19 protein-coding genes are annotated in these 16154 nt (G+C 63.8%); 9 read left to right on the top strand and 10 right to left on the bottom strand.

The window, feature by feature from the left end:
• The first annotated feature begins 27 nt into the window (after positions 1-27).
• The gene (gene xth, locus DENOEST_RS02785) at positions 28-798 is read left to right on the top strand and encodes an exodeoxyribonuclease III (RefSeq protein WP_145769892.1); all 771 of its coding nucleotides are present in this window, start codon (positions 28-30) and stop codon (positions 796-798) included.
• Positions 799-1031: 233 nt separating this feature from the next.
• On the opposite strand, the gene cobC is transcribed toward xth, so the two are convergent.
• Both cobC and DENOEST_RS02775 read right to left on the bottom strand, forming a co-directional pair.
• On the bottom strand, positions 1032-1547 hold the full coding sequence (gene cobC, locus DENOEST_RS02780) for an alpha-ribazole phosphatase (RefSeq protein WP_145769891.1): 516 nt from the start codon (positions 1545-1547) through the stop codon (positions 1032-1034).
• Positions 1532-2299: an adenosylcobinamide-GDP ribazoletransferase gene (locus DENOEST_RS02775; protein ID WP_145769890.1), complete on the bottom strand. Its 768-nt coding sequence runs from the start codon at positions 2297-2299 to the stop codon at positions 1532-1534. Before DENOEST_RS02775 ends, cobC begins: the two co-directional genes overlap by 16 nt.
• Positions 2300-2433: 134 nt before the next feature.
• Between DENOEST_RS02775 and cobU the strand changes: the two genes are divergently transcribed.
• On the top strand, positions 2434-3030 hold the full coding sequence (cobU, locus tag DENOEST_RS02770; RefSeq protein WP_197970497.1) for a bifunctional adenosylcobinamide kinase/adenosylcobinamide-phosphate guanylyltransferase: 597 nt from the start codon (positions 2434-2436) through the stop codon (positions 3028-3030).
• Here the strand turns inward: cobU and DENOEST_RS02765 are convergent.
• The 5 genes from DENOEST_RS02765 to DENOEST_RS02745 form a co-directional block, all read right to left on the bottom strand.
• A complete protein-coding gene (locus DENOEST_RS02765; protein ID WP_232096419.1) occupies positions 3021-3347 on the bottom strand; it encodes a hypothetical protein in 327 nt (108 codons plus the stop codon). The genes cobU and DENOEST_RS02765 overlap by 10 nt on opposite strands.
• Positions 3344-3637 (bottom strand): YqjK family protein, encoded by a 294-nt coding sequence (locus tag DENOEST_RS02760; protein WP_145769889.1) that lies wholly within the window; start codon positions 3635-3637, stop codon positions 3344-3346. The genes DENOEST_RS02765 and DENOEST_RS02760 overlap by 4 nt, the downstream gene beginning before the upstream one ends.
• Positions 3634-4017, bottom strand: coding sequence for a phage holin family protein (locus DENOEST_RS02755; RefSeq protein ID WP_197970496.1), 384 nt, complete (start codon positions 4015-4017; stop codon positions 3634-3636). Before DENOEST_RS02755 ends, DENOEST_RS02760 begins: the two co-directional genes overlap by 4 nt.
• Entirely contained in the window at positions 4018-4323 is a 306-nt protein-coding gene (locus DENOEST_RS02750) for a DUF883 family protein (protein ID WP_145769888.1), read from the bottom strand. It abuts the gene before it with no gap.
• A 70-nt stretch (positions 4324-4393) separates the two neighbouring features.
• The gene (locus tag DENOEST_RS02745) at positions 4394-5176 is read right to left on the bottom strand and encodes an exodeoxyribonuclease III (RefSeq protein ID WP_145769887.1); all 783 of its coding nucleotides are present in this window, start codon (positions 5174-5176) and stop codon (positions 4394-4396) included.
• A 15-nt stretch (positions 5177-5191) separates the two neighbouring features.
• On the opposite strand from DENOEST_RS02745, the gene pyrE reads away from it, so the two are divergent.
• On the top strand, positions 5192-5845 hold the full coding sequence (pyrE, locus tag DENOEST_RS02740) for an orotate phosphoribosyltransferase (RefSeq protein WP_145769886.1): 654 nt from the start codon (positions 5192-5194) through the stop codon (positions 5843-5845).
• 4 nt (positions 5846-5849) lie between these two features.
• Positions 5850-6470 carry a hypothetical protein gene (locus DENOEST_RS02735; protein ID WP_145769885.1) on the top strand — a complete coding sequence of 207 codons (621 nt, stop codon included), beginning with the start codon at positions 5850-5852 and terminating at the stop codon, positions 6468-6470.
• A gap of 66 nt (positions 6471-6536) precedes the next feature.
• On the opposite strand, the gene gatB is transcribed toward DENOEST_RS02735, so the two are convergent.
• From gatB to gatC, 3 genes are all read right to left on the bottom strand, one after another.
• On the bottom strand, positions 6537-7994 hold the full coding sequence (gatB, locus tag DENOEST_RS02730; protein ID WP_145769884.1) for an Asp-tRNA(Asn)/Glu-tRNA(Gln) amidotransferase subunit GatB: 1458 nt from the start codon (positions 7992-7994) through the stop codon (positions 6537-6539).
• 11 nt (positions 7995-8005) lie between these two features.
• Positions 8006-9460: an Asp-tRNA(Asn)/Glu-tRNA(Gln) amidotransferase subunit GatA gene (gene gatA, locus DENOEST_RS02725; RefSeq protein WP_145769883.1), complete on the bottom strand. Its 1455-nt coding sequence runs from the start codon at positions 9458-9460 to the stop codon at positions 8006-8008.
• A gap of 105 nt (positions 9461-9565) precedes the next feature.
• A complete protein-coding gene (gene gatC / locus DENOEST_RS02720; protein ID WP_145769882.1) occupies positions 9566-9853 on the bottom strand; it encodes an Asp-tRNA(Asn)/Glu-tRNA(Gln) amidotransferase subunit GatC in 288 nt (95 codons plus the stop codon).
• 105 nt (positions 9854-9958) lie between these two features.
• On the opposite strand from gatC, the gene DENOEST_RS02715 reads away from it, so the two are divergent.
• The 5 genes from DENOEST_RS02715 (at position 9959) to rodA (ending at position 15811) form a co-directional block, all read left to right on the top strand.
• The gene (locus DENOEST_RS02715) at positions 9959-11002 is read left to right on the top strand and encodes a rod shape-determining protein (RefSeq protein ID WP_145769881.1); all 1044 of its coding nucleotides are present in this window, start codon (positions 9959-9961) and stop codon (positions 11000-11002) included.
• Between the two features lie 89 nt (positions 11003-11091).
• Entirely contained in the window at positions 11092-12003 is a 912-nt protein-coding gene (gene mreC, locus DENOEST_RS02710; protein ID WP_145769880.1) for a rod shape-determining protein MreC, read from the top strand.
• 54 nt (positions 12004-12057) lie between these two features.
• Entirely contained in the window at positions 12058-12579 is a 522-nt protein-coding gene (mreD, locus tag DENOEST_RS02705) for a rod shape-determining protein MreD (RefSeq protein ID WP_145769879.1), read from the top strand.
• A 254-nt stretch (positions 12580-12833) separates the two neighbouring features.
• Positions 12834-14720 (top strand): penicillin-binding protein 2, encoded by a 1887-nt coding sequence (mrdA, locus tag DENOEST_RS02700; protein WP_145769878.1) that lies wholly within the window; start codon positions 12834-12836, stop codon positions 14718-14720.
• On the top strand, positions 14720-15811 hold the full coding sequence (gene rodA / locus DENOEST_RS02695; RefSeq protein ID WP_145769877.1) for a rod shape-determining protein RodA: 1092 nt from the start codon (positions 14720-14722) through the stop codon (positions 15809-15811). The genes mrdA and rodA overlap by 1 nt, the downstream gene beginning before the upstream one ends.
• Positions 15812-16154 lie beyond the last annotated feature (343 nt).

Here is a 16154-nt window from a genome sequence, read left to right as displayed (position 1 = left end):
TGACGACGGATCGATTATAGGCACACTATGAAAATCGCCACCTGGAACGTCAACTCCCTCAAGGTCCGCCTGCCCCAAGTGCTGGACTGGCTGGCCCTGCATCAGCCCGATGCCCTCTGCCTCCAGGAAACCAAGACCGAGGACAAAGGTTTCCCCTTCGCCGAACTGGAGGCCGCCGGCTATCGCGCCCTTCACAACGGCCAGAAGACCTACAACGGCGTGGCCATCCTGAGCCGGAACGAGGCCACCGACGTGCAGCGGGACATCCCGGAATTCGACGATCCCCAGAAGCGCGTCATCGCCGCCACCGTGGCCGGCGTGCGCCTGGTCTGCGCCTATTTTCCCAATGGACAGGCCGTGGGCAGCGACAAATACGAATACAAACTGCGCTGGCTGGCAGCCCTGACCCACTGGCTGGGCCAGGAACTGGTGCGCCACCCGCGCCTGGCCCTGCTGGGGGATTTCAACATCGCCCCCGAGGACCGGGATGTCCATGACCCGGTGGCCTGGAAGGAGCAGATACTCTGCTCCACCCCGGAGCGGGAGGCCTTCACCCGCCTGACACAACTGGGTCTTGCGGATGCCTTCCGGCGCTTCGAGCAGCCCGAGCGCAGCTTCAGTTGGTGGGACTACCGAATGATGGGCTTTCGCCGCAACCTGGGCCTGCGCATCGACCATATTTTGCTCTCCCCCGCCCTGGCGGCGGATTGCCGGGCCTGTGCCATCGACAAGGAGCCGCGCCGGCTGGAACGCCCCTCGGACCATGCCCCGGTGATGGCGGAGATCGGCGCGGACTGACTCTGTCGTTACCCTCTCCCGCGAGGGGCTAACGTATGCACACATGGTTATCGGCGCCGAACCGCCAGCAGCCAGCCTTGCTGGATCGCTGCGAATGCTTGCAGACCACGCAGGATGGTGATCGGGCCGGGTTTGCATTCGCTGGCGGCGTATCCGGTAGGCGATGATCCAGACCGTCCAGGCCGGCGAGCGGGGGAAAGATGGGCTTCCTGAGTCGCTACGCGGCCTTCACGCTAACCTATCTGTACCAGCTCCCCGTAATCGAACTGCAAGCGTAGCCAATCCGCCTCGGCCAAGCCCAGGGCGAGGCCCGACAGCACCTTCATCACCCCGGCATGGGTGACCAGGACGAGTGTCTGGTGGCCTTCGGCCTGGCGTTCGGCCATGAAATCCACCACCCGCTGCCGCAGCATCGCCACGGACTCTCCACCGGGAGGCACATGGTCCAGGGGATCGGCGGCCCAGTCATCCAGGGCCTGGCGCCCGATGTTGTCCCAGGACCGCATTTCCCAATCGCCGAAATGCATCTCTCCCAGGCGTGGGTCTGCCCGTGGCGTCGGACACAGGGCCTTGGCCAGCTCCAGGCATCGTCGCAGAGGACTGGTGTAGATGGTCGCATCCGGCGGTAGCTGCCCCTTCAGGCGCGCCGCGCAGGCGGCAACCCCCTCGGCCAGGGCCAGGTCCGTCTGGCCGTAACAGATGCCGGCAGCCACGGCCGGCCGGGGATGGCGAATCAGAAAAACACGCACAACAGCCCCAGGTAGAAGGCCAGTTCGGTCAACTGCTGTACCGCCCCCAGGCAGTCGCCGGTATAGCCGCCGATGCGGCACACCAGGTAACGGGCCGCCACCAGAGTGACCAGGCCCACCAGCGCCAGGGAGGGCAGGGCGCTCCAGCCCAGCAGCAGGGACGGCGCCAGACCGAAGAGGGCGGCCACCAGCAGTTCGCCGCCCGTCAGGCGCCGGGCCAGAGGCTTGGACTTGGCGGTTTCGTCCTCCCGCACGTAATCCAGGGCGAAGATCAGGGCGGTGGAGGCAAGGCGGGAAACAGCATGCCCCGCCACCAGGGCAAGAGCCAGGAAGGGAGGCTCGAAGGCGGCGTCGATTTCGGTCAGGGCCGTGTACTTGATCAGCAGCGCCGTGCCGATACCGATGGCGCCATAACTGCCGATGCGAGAATCCTTCATGATGGTCAGCACCTGGGCCTTCTCCCAGCCGCCGCCGAAGCCGTCGATGGCATCGGCCAGCCCATCCTCATGAAAGGCGCCGGTGGCCAGCAGGGTGGCGACCATACCCAGCAACACTGCCAGGGAGACGGGCAACAACAGGGCCGCCGCCTCGGTCACTCCCGCGCCGATGGCGCCGACGATCACCCCCACCAGGGGAAAATAGCGAGCTGCCTGATCCAGTTGATCCTGGGAATGGCCCACCCAGGCCGGCACCGGCAGACGGGTGAAAAAACGCAGGGCGGCAAAGAAATACTCGGGTTCTCGAAAGCGCATGAGGCATCGGTCCAGGGAGGACGGAACCGAATTATGGAGCCAATTCGAGCAGTGGCCATCGATTCGGCCGGGGATCGAAACACCCGCGACCCGATGCTATGCTCCCGCTCCCATCCTTTTCCAGCCAGCGAACCATGAAGATGCAACCCGGCCATGCCGAGCTGATCCTGGGGGGCGCCCGCAGCGGCAAGAGCGCCCTGGCCGAACAGCGCGCCCGTCAGGCTGCGGACATGAACGTGATCTATGTTGCCACCGGCGAGGCACGGGATGGGGAAATGGCCCGGCGCATCACCCATCACCGGGAGCGTCGGCCGGCCTCCTGGGGCCTGGTGGAGGAACCCCTGTATCTGGCGGCGGCCCTGGAAGCCCATGCCCGGCCGGATACCCTGCTGCTGGTGGACTGCCTGACCCTGTGGCTCTCCAATCTGATCTTCGGCGGCCGCGCTGCCGACCAGGTCGAGGCAGGCCCGGGAATGGAGTGGGTGGAAGTGGACTGCCCCCTGCTGCGTGGAGAAATCGAGGCCCTCGAACGCCTGCTACCGGTGTTGCCGGGGCGTGTGATCCTGGTCAGCAATGAGGTGGGCTGGGGCATCGTGCCCCTGGGCGCGGTGAGCCGACTCTTCGCCGACGAACAGGGACGCCTCAATCAGCGCATCGCCGCCGCCTGCCGACGGGTGACCCTCGTCGCCGCAGGCCTTCCCCTGGAATTGAAAACCGGGGATCAGCCGTAAAGCCTGCTGCCGCGCTGACCACGCCGGCGGTCCAGCCACCAGGCCAGGAGGGGAACCACCATGAAGGAACCGGGCAGCACCATCACCACCAGGTAGGGGGAAAGATGGGCCAGCGCCCGCATCTGCTCCTGTAGGGCGGCCCGTTCTGCCGGACTCCAGCGCCCTCCGTTGCGACGTCGCATCAGCAGGGGCATCAAGCCCCGGATCTGCCCCATCTCAACCAGCAGTTGCTGCCGCTCGCGCTGCTGGGCCGCAAGCAACCGGTCCACCAGCCCCAGGGGCAGACGCCGGCCAGGACGGGTGCCAAGGCGTTTCATACAATATCCTGGACGCTGCCCCGCAGGCGCCGCAGGGCCTGCCAGACAAACCAGCCTCGCCGCCCCCAGCGCAGGGCAGCCCGGGGACGGGCCGCCAACAGGGCCACCAGGCCGGCCACCGCCCATTGATGATGTTCGCGCAGCCAGCGCAGACCGTCACCTATGCGATCCACCGTGGCGAACAGCGGCTTCATCCCTGCTGCCGCCGCCGCAATCTCACCCCGCAGGGCAGCGCTGCGCAATTGCAGACGCTGCTTTTTCAGTGCCAGCTCGATGGCCCGTGCATTCATTCACGGGGTTCCAGAGCGGCCCGGTCCCGGCTCAGTTCGGACAGACTGGCAGAAAACGGGCGACTGGCGCTTCCGGCCTGGTTCACCACCAGCCACAGCAGGCCTCCCGCCAGAGCGAGGAACAACCCGCTGAAGACGCCTAGCGCCAGCAGACGATGGCTGTCCCACAGCAACACGGTGAGGAATGCCGCCAGGAAGGCCAGGCCGATCGCAAGAAAGCAGATGCCCGCCAGGCCCAGGGCCAGCAGGTGCAGCAGACGATTCCGCTCCTCCTCCACCTCGACCACCAACAGCTCGACCCGAGTCTGGAGCAGTTCCAGACCGTGGGCCAGCAGACGCCGAACCGAGCCCATCAGGCCGGTGGAGGATGGGGCGGACAATTAACGCCGCCCGATCAGAAGACCAACCAAGAGGCCAACACCGGCGGCGATGCCAACGGCCCGCCAGGGATTGTCATGGACATAATCATCGGTGGCCCGGCCGGCGGCCTTGGCCTTGGCCACCACGACTTCCTGAGCCTCGGCCAGGCTGTCCTTGGCATGGGCCAGGTTGTCCTGGATCCGCCCCCGCAGTTCGGCCACCTTGTCTCCGGCCTGACCGGCCGTGGCTTTCAGCAGTTCCTCGGCGTCGGCGACCACAAGCTTGAAGTCAGCGACGAGTTTTTCCTTGGTGACGATATCGGTCATGACGAACTCCTGAGTAAGCAAATGAAATGTGACAGGGGGAGGCTACCGACTTTGCGGTTGCCCGGCAATATCAATATTCACACTGGTAGTCAATTATCAGGGGCGCATGATCGGAAAATCGCTGATCCTTGTACACGCTGGCTGCCAGCGCCTTGGCCGCCAGGCCCGGGGTGGCGATCTGATAGTCGATGCGCCAACCCACGTTCTTGGCCCAGGCCTGGCCCCGGTTGGACCACCAGGTGTAGGCCTCGCTGGTAGCATCGGGATGGAGACGCCGATAGACATCCACCCAGCCCAGTTCATCAAATACCCGGGACAGCCAGGCTCGTTCCTCGGGCAGGAATCCCGAGTTCTTCTGGTTGCTCTTCCAGTTCTTCAGGTCGATTTCCCGGTGAGCGATGTTCCAGTCGCCGCAGACGACGATCTCCCGGCCCTCGGCCGCGAGGGCCGCCAGTACCGGAAAGAACTCGTCCATGAAACGGAACTTGGCCTCCTGGCGCTCAGGAGAACTGGAGCCAGAAGGTAGGTAAAGGGATATCACCGACAGATTGCCCCAGTCGGCGCGGATATAACGCCCCTCGGCGTCGAACCCGGGATGGCCGATGCCTTCGATGACGCGGTCGGGATCGCGGCGGGAATAGATGCCGACACCGGAATAGCCCTTCTTTTCCGCACAGTGGAACAACCCCTGATAACCGGCCGGCGCCTGCATTTGCGGCGTCAGGTCAGCCGGCTGGGCCTTGAGTTCCTGGAGACAGACCACATCGGCGTCCAGGCCGGCCAGCCAGTCGAAGACCCCCTTGGAAGCGGCGGAACGGATGCCGTTGAGATTCAGCGAGACGATGCGGAGCATGTAGAATCGACCACCATGAAAAATCAGGATTTTAGCCGCGAGTTCATCGCCTTCGCCTGCGCCAAAGGAGTTTTGCGCTTCGGCGAATTCACCACCAAGGCCGGGCGGCTCTCGCCCTATTTCTTCAATGCCGGGCTGTTCAATGACGGCGACGCCATGGCCCGCCTGTGCGATTTCTACGCCCGGACCATCCTTGCCTCCGGCATCCCCTTCGACACCCTCTTCGGCCCCGCCTACAAGGGCATTCCCCTGGCCACCGGCATCGCCATCAGCCTCTCGCGCCTGGGCCGCAATGTACCCTACGCCTACAATCGAAAAGAAGCCAAGGACCACGGGGAAGGCGGTACCCTGGTGGGCGCGCCCCTGGCGGGCCGGGTGCTGATCGCCGATGACGTGATTTCCGCCGGCACCTCGGTGCGGGAATCGGTGGAATTGATCCGGGCCGCCGGGGCTATTCCCGCCGGCGTGGTGATCGCCCTGGACCGACAGGAGCGGGGCAGCGGTACGCTCTCTGCCGTGCAGGAAGTGGAACAGAACTACGGCATGCCCGTGGTCCCTGTGGCCACCCTGGACAATCTGATCGACTACCTCCAGGGCAACCCGGAGCTGGAACGCAATCTGGACGCAGTAATCCGCTATCGCAACCAATACGGAATTCGGGAGGGCTGAAATCATGAAGCTGCGCACCACCTTTTCCCTGCTGACCCTGGGTCTGGCCCTGGCCGCCCCGGTCCAGGCATCCCGCAGCTTTTGCTGCTCCCTGGACGACGGCAACCGCAGTTGCGGCGACGTACTGCCGGAAGCCTGCCGCAACCGGGCCTACGTAGAACTCAACGAACGAGGTGTCCGGGTGCGCAGCGTGGAAGCTCCCCTGAACGCATCTCAGCAGGCGGCCCGCGATGCGCAGTTGAAGAAGCAGAAGGAAGCCGACCTGCAGGCCCTGGATCAGAAACGGCGTGACACGGCCCTGCTCGCCACCTATGCGACGGACAAGGAACTGGATCGAACCCGGGATCGGCTGATTGCCGAACTGGAACGCAGTATCAAGAATACCGAAGGCAAGCTGGCGGCGGCTAACAAGGAAAAGACAAAACTGGCCAAGGATGGCGAATTTTATAAGGGCAAGCTGCCGAACACGCTGACGAGTTCCATGCGCCGCAACCAGATGGCCATCGAAGCCGAACAGCAAAGCATCCAGGCCAAGAAGAAGGAAATCGAACAGGTGACCGCCCGCTTCGAGGCCGACCGCAAGCGACTTCAGGAACTACGCGGCGGCGCCCCGGCCCAGCCCTGAACTCATCCTGGACCACTGCAAAGACAAGGGCCGCATTCGCGGCCCTTGTCTTTTGTGGAAGAGCGCTCAGGCGCCAAGTTTCTTCCGCAGCAGGTCATTCACCTGCTGTGGATTGGCCTTGCCCTTGGTGGCCTTCATGGCCTGCCCCACCAGGGCGTTGAAAGCCTTTTCCTTGCCGGCCCTGAATTCCTCCACCGACTTCTGGTTCGCCGTCAGCACCTCGTCGATGATGGCCTCGATGGCTCCCGTGTCTGTGATCTGCTTCAGGCCCTTGGCTTCGATGATGACATCGGCGTCGGCGCCTTCCCGGTTCCACAGGGCCTCGAAGACATCCTTGGCGATCTTGTTGGAAATGGTGTTGTCGGCGATGCGCAGCACCACCCCGGCCAGTTGGGTGGCGGATACCGGTGAAGCGCCGATATCCAGGCCCTCCTTGTTGAGTCGGGCGGCCACTTCGCCCATGACCCAGTTGGCGGCGGGTTTGGCGCTGATCTTGCCCACCACGGCCACCACCGCTTCATAGTAGCGGGCGGTATCCAGACTGGCGGTAAGCCCCGCCGCGTCATAGGCGGACAAGCCGTAATCTGCCTCGAAGCGGGCCTTCATGGCCTGGGGCAGTTCCGGCAGGCCGGACTTCACCTCTGTGACCCACTCCGGCGTGATCTCCAGGGGTAGCAGGTCGGGATCGGGGAAGTAGCGGTAATCCTGGGCATCCTCCTTGCTGCGCATGGAGCGGGTCTCCCCGGTATCGGGATCGAACAGCACCGTGGCCTGCTGGATCCTGCGGCCTTCCTCGATCTCGTTGATCTGCCACTGGATCTCGTAGTTGATGGCCTGCTCCAGGAAACGGAAGGAGTTCAGGTTCTTGATCTCGCGCCGGGTGCCCAGGGGGGCGCCGGGCCGACGCACGGAGACATTGGCGTCGCAGCGAAAACTGCCTTCCTGCATGTTGCCGTCGCAGATGCCGATCCACTGCACCAGGGCATGAAGGGCCTTGGCATAGGCCACGGCCTCGATGGCGGAGCGCATATCCGGCTCGGTGACGATTTCCAGCAGTGGCGTGCCGGCCCGATTGAGGTCGATGCCGGTCTTGCCATGGAAGTCCTCGTGGAGGGACTTGCCGGCATCCTCCTCCAGATGGGCCCGTGTCAGGTGCACGAACTTTTCTTCCGCCTGTCCTGAGCCTGTCGAAGGGCCCACCCGGATGGTCAGGCCGCCACCGGAAACCACGGGGATCTCGAACTGGCTGATCTGGTAGCCCTTGGGCAGATCGGGATAGAAATAATTCTTGCGGGCGAAGATGGAACGGGGAGCGATTTCCGCCCCCACCGAAAGCCCGAACTTGATGGCGCAGACCACGGCCTCCCGGTTCAGCACCGGCAGCACGCCGGGCAGGGCGATATCCACGGCGCAGGCCTGGGCATTGGGCTCGGCGCCGAAGGCGGTAGCCGCGCCTGAAAATATCTTGGACTGGGTCCTGAGCTGGGCATGGGTTTCCAGCCCGATGACGACTTCCCACTGCATGGTCGGATTCCTTAAACCCCGCTGGGCATGCGCAGATGCCAGTCGGTGTGTTGCTGGTATTGGTGGGCGACATTGAGCATCCTCGCCTCGCCGAACCAGTTGCCTATCAATTGCAGGCCCACCGGCATGCCGCCCTGGCCGAAGCCGCAGGGCAGGGACATGCCGGGCAGGCCGGCCAGATTGGTGGAGATGGTGTAGATGTCGGAGAGGTACATCTGCACCGGGTCGGCGCTCTTCTCGCCGAAACGGAAGGCCACTGAAGGAGAGGCTGGGCTGGCGATCACGTCGCAGACCTTGAAGGCCTCGACAAAATCGTTGGCGATCAGGCGCCTGATCTTCTGGGCCTGGAGATAGTAGGCGTCGTAGTAGCCATGGGACAGCACATAGGTGCCGATCAGGATGCGGCGCTGGACCTCGGTGCCGAAGCCTTCCGCCCGTGTCTTGCTGTACATGTCCGCCAGGTCGGCGTACTCGGCCGCCCGGTGGCCGTAGCGCACACCGTCGAAGCGGGACAGATTGGAACTGGCCTCGGCCGGGGCGATCACGTAATAGGCGGGCACCGACAGACCGGAGTTGGGCAGGCTGATCTCCACCGTGCTGGCGCCCAGTTGGCGGTACTGCTCCAGAGCGGCCTCCACGGCGGTGCGCACATCGTCGTCCATGCCGGCACCGAAGAACTCCCGGGGCAGGCCGATGCGCAGGCCGGCCAGGGGCTGATTCAGTTCCCGGAGGTAATCCTCGGTTTCCCTTTGCAGGGACGTGGAGTCCCGCTCGTCGAAACCGGCCATGGCGTTGAGCAGCCAGGCGCAGTCCTCGGCGCTCTTGGCCATGGGCCCGGCCTGGTCCAGGGAGGAAGCAAAGGCGATCATGCCGTAGCGGCTGACCACGCCATAGGTGGGCTTGAGCCCGGTCAGCCCGCAGAGGCTGGCGGGCTGACGGATCGAGCCGCCGGTGTCGGTGCCGGTGACCACGGGGGAGAGACGGGCGGCAATGGCCGCGGCCGAGCCGCCGGAGGAGCCGCCGGGCACGCGATTCACGTCCCAGGGGTTTTTCACCGGACCGAAGTAGGAGGTCTCGTTGGAGGAGCCCATGGCGAACTCGTCCATATTGAGTTTACCCAAGGTCACCATGCCGGCTTGCTTGAGCCTGGCCACCACGGTGGCGTCGTAGGGGCTGATGAAGTTGTGCAGCATCTTCGAGCCGCAGGTGGTGAGCCAGCCTTCGGTACAGAAGATATCCTTGTGAGCCAGAGGGATGCCCAGCAGGGGGCCACCCTCCCCGGCGGCGCGGCGGGCATCGGCCTCCGCCGCCTGGGCCAGAGTCCGATCCCGGTCCACGGTGACGAAGGCGTTCAGCGTCGGATTGAGCCGCTCGATGCGATCGAGGAACAGGCCCGCCAGCTCCACGGCGGAAACCTGCTTCGCCGCCAGGGCGGCAGAAAGTTGTCTGAGTGAAGCGTTGATCATGTCACCTCACCTCCGCAGAGCGGAGGTGCCAATCAGTTGCCCCCGCCCTGGGGGCGGGGGATAGGGGGTGGGGAAGTACCAGGCCCGTTGAATGAATCGCCAGATTCATTCAATCACCTTGGGGACGAGATACAAGCCCGCTTCGGTCTCGGGAGCCACCGTCTGGAAGGCGGCACGACGATCGGTCTCGGTCACGACATCGGGGCGCAGGCGCTGGACCACGTCCATGGCATGGGCCATGGGTTCTATCCCTGTCGTATCGACAGACTGAAGCTGTTCGATGAAGGAAAAGATGCCATTCAATTGATCGCGAGCAGCCTCGAGCCGGGCCGGAGACAGCTCAATATGGGCCAGCCGGGCAATGCGGCCGACCTCTTCAAGGGTCAGGGACATGGGGGAAATTGGACGTGAATTGCAGGCGCGTTAGGGTATCATAAGCACCGTTTCCCCCGCAGCTTTCCAACCTGCCCGCTGCGCCAACTTCCCCAAGAGAGCACGATGTTCGGATTCCTCCGTTCCTATTTTTCCAACGACCTGGCCATTGACCTGGGTACCGCCAACACCCTGATCTACGTCCGCGGCAGCGGCATCGTCCTGGACGAGCCCTCCGTGGTGGCCATTCGTACCGAAGGCGGCCCCAACGCCAAGAAGACCATCCAGGCCGTGGGCGCCGCCGCCAAGCAGATGCTGGGCAAGACGCCGGGCAACATCACCGCCATCCGACCCATGAAGGATGGCGTGATCGCCGACTTCACCGTCACCGAGCAGATGTTGAAACAGTTCATCAAGAAGGTGCATGACTCGCGCCTCTTCTCTCCCAGCCCCCGCATCATCATCTGCGTGCCCTGCGGCTCCACCCAGGTGGAACGCCGCGCCATCCGAGAATCGGCCCTGGGCGCCGGCGCCAGTCAGGTATATCTGATCGAGGAACCCATGGCGGCCGCCATCGGCGCCGGCCTGCCGGTTTCGGACGCCACCGGCTCCATGGTGGTGGATATCGGCGGCGGCACCACCGAAGTAGGCGTCATTTCCCTGGGCGGCATGGTCTATGCCGGTTCGGTGCGAGTCGGCGGCGACAAGTTCGACGAGGCCATCATCGCCTACATCCGACGCAACTACGGCATGCTGATCGGCGAGACCACCGCCGAGCAGATCAAGAAAGGGATCGGCTCCGCCTTCCCCGGCTCCGAAGTGAAGGAACTGGAAGTAAAGGGGCGAAATCTGGCCGAGGGCATTCCCCGTTCCTTCACCATTTCCTCCAATGAAATCCTCGAGGCCCTGACCGACCCCCTGAACCAGATCGTCGGCGCCGTGAAGGTAGCCCTGGAGCAAACGCCGCCGGAACTGGGCGCGGACATTGCCGAGAAGGGCATGGTCCTGACCGGCGGAGGCGCCCTGCTGCGGGACTTGGACCGACTGCTGATGGAGGAGACCGGACTGCCGGTGCTGGTGGCCGACGATCCCCTGACCTGCGTGGTGCGAGGTTCCGGACTGGCCCTGGAAAAGATGGACAAACTGGGCAGTATTTTCGCCAACGAGTAAGCGGTTCCCCGGTAGGGTGTAAAGCGGCGCGAAGCATGCGCCGCTTTTTCATTTTCAGCCGTCAGCCGGATGGGAGTATCTGAGCCTTGATGAATGTCGTCGGTCACTCGCCGCCACCGTTTTTCAAACGGGGTCCGGCTCCCCTTGCCCGGCTGACCTTCTATCTGGCCCTGGCGGTAATGCTGATGGTGGCCGATTTGCGCTTCCATACCCTGGAATGGCTGCGGATCGGGCTCAACACCGTAGCCTGGCCCCTTCAGCGCCTGGCCCAACTCCCCCTGGAGGCGGGAGGCGACCTGGGCCAATACCTGACTCGTGTATCCACCTTGCAAACGGAAAACCAGGAACTGCACACCCGGCAGTTGAGCACCGCCAACATGCTGCTGCGCCAGCGCCACCTGGAAGACGAAAACAGGCAGTTGCGGGCCCTGCTGGACATGCGCAGCCGCCAGCCCGTGGGGGGGCAGGTCGCCGACATACTCTATGCGGCCCGGGATCCGTTCGCCCGCCGAATCATCATCAACAAGGGCCTCCAGGCCAACATCAGCGGCGGTGAGGCGGTGATTGACGACCTGGGGGTGATCGGTCAGGTGACCCGGGTCTTTCCCCTGACCGCCGAAGTCACCCTGCTCACCGACAAGGAACAGGCCATTCCCATTCAGGTGGAGCGCAACGGCCTGCGGGCGGTGCTCGCTGGTGCCGGCGCGGGGTCCATGGAACTGCGCTTCCTGGCTGCCAACGCAGACGTGCAGGTGGGCGACACCCTGGTCACCTCGGGTCTGGACGGCATCTACCTGCCCGGCCTGCCCGTGGCCAGAGTGATCAAGATTGACCGGGACCAGGCCTTCTCCTTCGCCAGAATTTTCTGCGAACCCCTGGCCGGTGTGGAACGGCACGGCCTGGTGCTGGTGCTTGACCACCGGGAAACCCTGCCGCCACGGCCGGATGAACTTGAGCCGGTCAAAGAGTCTGGCATCAAGGGCCGGGGCAGGAAGCCATGAAGCGACGCGCTTTACCAATCCTGCCCGGACGGGCGGGAGTCTAAGGAGCGGACCATGCAGCCCACTCATACCTCAAACCGCATCCTCCTGCCGGTTCGGCCTTGGTTCATTGTGCTGACCCTGGCCTTGGCGATTTTCATCAACATGATTCCTTTCGGCAGGATGCCGGGCATTCCCGACTGGGTGATGCTGGTGCTGACCTTCTGGTGCATCCACCAACCCTTCAAGGTCGGCATGGGCTGGGCTTTTTTTCTCGGGCTGATCATGGACGTGGTGGACGGTAGTGTCATGGGCCAGCACGCTCTGGCCTATGTGCCCCTGGCCTATGTTGCTGGAGGCCTGTCCCGGCGCATCCTCTGGTTTCCCCTGATGGAACAGGCCCTTCACGTTCTGCCCATGCTGCTGGGTGCCCAACTGATCATGCTTGTGGCCCGCATGCTGGCCGGTGGTGCTTTCCCCGGACTTGCCTGGTTCCTGTCCATCGTAGTGGGGACCATCCTCTGGTATCCCATGACCTATCTGCTGCTACTGCCCCAATATCGGCCAGTGGAACGGGACGAGAACAGGCCCATATGAGCGCAGCTCATATGGGCCTGTTCTGGCCTGAAATACTGCCCACCCCCTGTCCCCCGCCCCGAGGGCGGGGGTTGCGCTGGCGCAACCCCTTGGGGAAAGAACTGCCCACCCCCTGTCCCCCGCCCCGAGGGCGGGGGTTGCGCTGGCGCAACCCCTTGGGGAAAGAACTGCCCACCCCCTGTCCCCCGCCCCGAGGGCGGGGGCAACTGATCAGTGCGCCGGTGTTTCCGGCGCAGGGTTGTTGAGGCGGCACGGTGGAATTCAAGAACCCTCAGGACGATCTGGAGCTGTTCCGTAGCCGGCTGGGTATTGCCGGAAGCTTCGTGCTGATCTGTTTCTGCCTGTTGCTGGGTCGATTTTTCTGGCTTCAGGTGGTCCAGTACAACTACTACAAGACCCGGGCCGAGGAGAACCGGATTTCCCTGGTACCCATCGTGCCCAATCGGGGGCTGATCCTGGACCGCAACGGCATGGTGTTGGCCCGCAACTATTCGGCCTATACCCTGGAAATCACGCCCGCCCGCGTATCCAATCTGGACCAGATAATTGACGCACTTTCGGCCATCGTGGACATCCAGCCCAAGGATCGAAAACGCTTCCGACGCCTGCTTGATGAGTCCAAGAACTTTGAGTCACTGCCAATTCGCAACCGTCTCAGCGACGAGGAGGTGGCCCGTTTCATCGCCCATCGCTACCGTTTCCCCGGTGTCGATATCAAGGCCCGGCTGTTCCGCCAGTACCCCACAAAGGACTTCGCCTCCCACCTGCTGGGTTATATCGGCCGTGTCAATGATCGGGACCTGGAAAAGATCGAGAACAGGGAACAGGAAGACAACTACCGGGGCACCGAGCATTTCGGCAAGACCGGTCTGGAGCAGCACTACGAGTTCGAACTGCACGGCGTTACCGGCTTCGAGCAGATGGAAGTAGATGCAGGTGGCCACGCGGTGCGCACCCTGGCTCGCACGGCGCCGACGGCCGGCAACAATCTGACCCTGACGGTGGACGCCAAACTCCAGCAGGTGGCGGAAAAAGCCTTCGGTGACCGTCGCGGCGCTCTGGTGGCCATCGAGCCCTCCAGCGGTGGCATCCTGGCCCTGGTGTCCATGCCCAACTACGACCCCAATCTGTTCGTGGACGGTATCGATCCCCAAAACTGGGAGATGCTCAACGACTCCACCGACAAGCCCATGGTCAACCGGGCGCTGAATGGCGCCTACCCTCCCGGCTCCACCTTCAAGCCCTACATGGCCCTGGCAGCCCTGGAACTGGGCAAGCGCAAGGCTGAGAGCGCGATCCACGATCCGGGTTTTTTCAACTTTGGCGGCCACCAGTTCCGGGACGACAAGAAGGGAGGCCATGGTTATGTGGATATGTACGCCTCCATCGTTCATTCCTGCGATACCTATTACTACATGCTGGCCAACGACCTGGGCATAGACAATATCTCCAACTTCATGCGCAAGTTCGGCTTCGGCCAGAAGAGTGGCGTCGACATCGAGGGTGAATCGGAAGGAGTGCTGCCTTCCCAGGAATGGAAGAAGAAACGCTTCAAGCGGCCCGAGCAACAGAAATGGTATGCGGGGGAGACCATCTCCATCGGCATCGGGCAGGGCTATAACAGCTACACACCGATCCAGTTGGCCCAGGCCATGGCCACCCTGGCCAACGATGGCGTCATGTTTCGACCCCATCTGGTGAAGTACATCACCGACAGCAAAACCGGCAAGCAGACTCCGATCGAACCCAAGCCCCTCAAGACCATTCCCCTCAAGCCGGAGCACCTCGCTGTGATCAAGAACGCCATGGTGGGCGTAAACAATGAGGGCACCGGCGCACGGGCCTTTGCCGGCGCCGAATATGTGTCGGCCGGCAAGACCGGCACGGCCCAGGTGTTCTCTCTCAAGGGAGCCAAGTATTCCGAGCACAGTACCAAGGAGCACCTGCGGGACCACGCCCTGTTCATCGCCTTCGCCCCCGCCGACAAGCCCACCATTGCCCTGGCCGTCCTGGTGGAAAACGGCGGCTTCGGCGCCCAGGCTGCAGCCCCCATCGCCCGCCAGGTGCTCGACTACTATCTGCTGGGCAAGCTGCCCAAGGAGCCCGCTCCGGCGGACGAGAGTGCGACGGGAGGCGACTGATGGAATATCTACAAACACTCTGGCGACGCCTGCTGGACCCCATCGACCCGCCCTTGATGACGTCCTGCGCCATCCTGGTGGGTATCGCCCTGCTGGCCCTGGGCAGTGCGTCACCGGAGCGCATGGGTGCCCAGTGCATCAATATTGTCGCCGCCCTGTGCATCATGCGCCTGGTGGCCCAAATGCAACCCCAGCGCCTGATGCACATGGCGGTACCGATCTATGTTCTGGGTCTTTTGTTGCTGGTGGCGGTGGCCCTGGTGGGCGACGTTTCCAAAGGTGCCCGACGCTGGCTTAACCTGGGCGTGATGCGCATCCAGCCCTCGGAACTGATGAAGATCGCCATGCCCCTGATGCTGGCCTGGTACTTTCAGAAACGGGAGGCCACCATACGATTGAAGGACTATCTATTGGCGGCGATTCTGCTGCTGGCACCGGTGGCCCTGATCGCCAAGCAGCCGGACCTGGGCACCGCCATCCTGGTCCTTGCGGCAGGCTGCTACGTGATCTTTTTCGCCGGCCTGCCCTGGAAGATCATGATTGCACTGGGGACCGCCGCAATAGCGGCTACTCCCCTGGCCTGGACCCATCTCCATGACTATCAGCGCCACCGCATCCTCACCCTCTTCGATCCGGAATCCGATCCCCTGGGCAAGGGTTTCCACATCATTCAGTCCACCATCGCCATCGGCTCCGGCGGCATCCTGGGCAAGGGCTGGGGCCAGGGCACCCAAGCCCAGCTCGAATTCATCCCGGAACGTCACACCGACTTCATCTTCGCCGTCATGTCCGAGGAGTTCGGTCTGCTGGGCAACCTGGCGTTGCTGGTGGTGTACTTCCTGCTGATCGGACGGGGCCTGATGATCGCCGCCAACGCGCCGACCCTGTTCACCCGCCTGATGGCTGGCGCCATCACCATGATCTTTTTCACCTACGCCTTCGTGAACATGGGCATGGTCAGCGGCATCCTGCCCGTGGTGGGGGTACCCCTGCCCTTCATCAGCTACGGCGGTACCGCCCTGGTGACGCTGTTCCTGGGGGTCGGTATCCTGATGAGCATTCACAAGAATCGAATGCTTGTACAGAAGTGAACAACCATCCCCCCACCCCCCTTCCCGAGGAAGGGGGTGACTGCGGTTCGCGGGCTGCGCCCGCTCCATCCCAGGGCTGCCGCGCCTTGAGGCGGCTCGGCGGCTCGGCCGGCTTCGTTTGGCGCTTGCTCTGCCCCTTCTCCAGCCGCCCCGAGGAAGGGGGTGACTGCGGTTCGCGGGCTGCGCCCGCTCCATCCCAGGGCTGCCGCGCCTTGAGGCGGCTCGGCGGCTCGGCCGGCTTCGTTTGGCGCTTGCTCTGCCCCTTCTCCAGCCGCCCCGAGGAAGGGGGTGACTGCGGTTCGCGGGCTGCGCCCGCTCCATCCTCTGGCGGCTTCGCTTGGCG

Origin of the sequence: Denitratisoma oestradiolicum, assembly GCF_902813185.1 — a bacterium.
Taxonomy (GTDB): Bacteria; Pseudomonadota; Gammaproteobacteria; order Burkholderiales; family Rhodocyclaceae; genus Denitratisoma; species Denitratisoma oestradiolicum.
The sequence above is the reverse complement of the archived record's forward strand: the minus strand, read 5'-3'. Positions and strand labels throughout refer to the sequence as shown.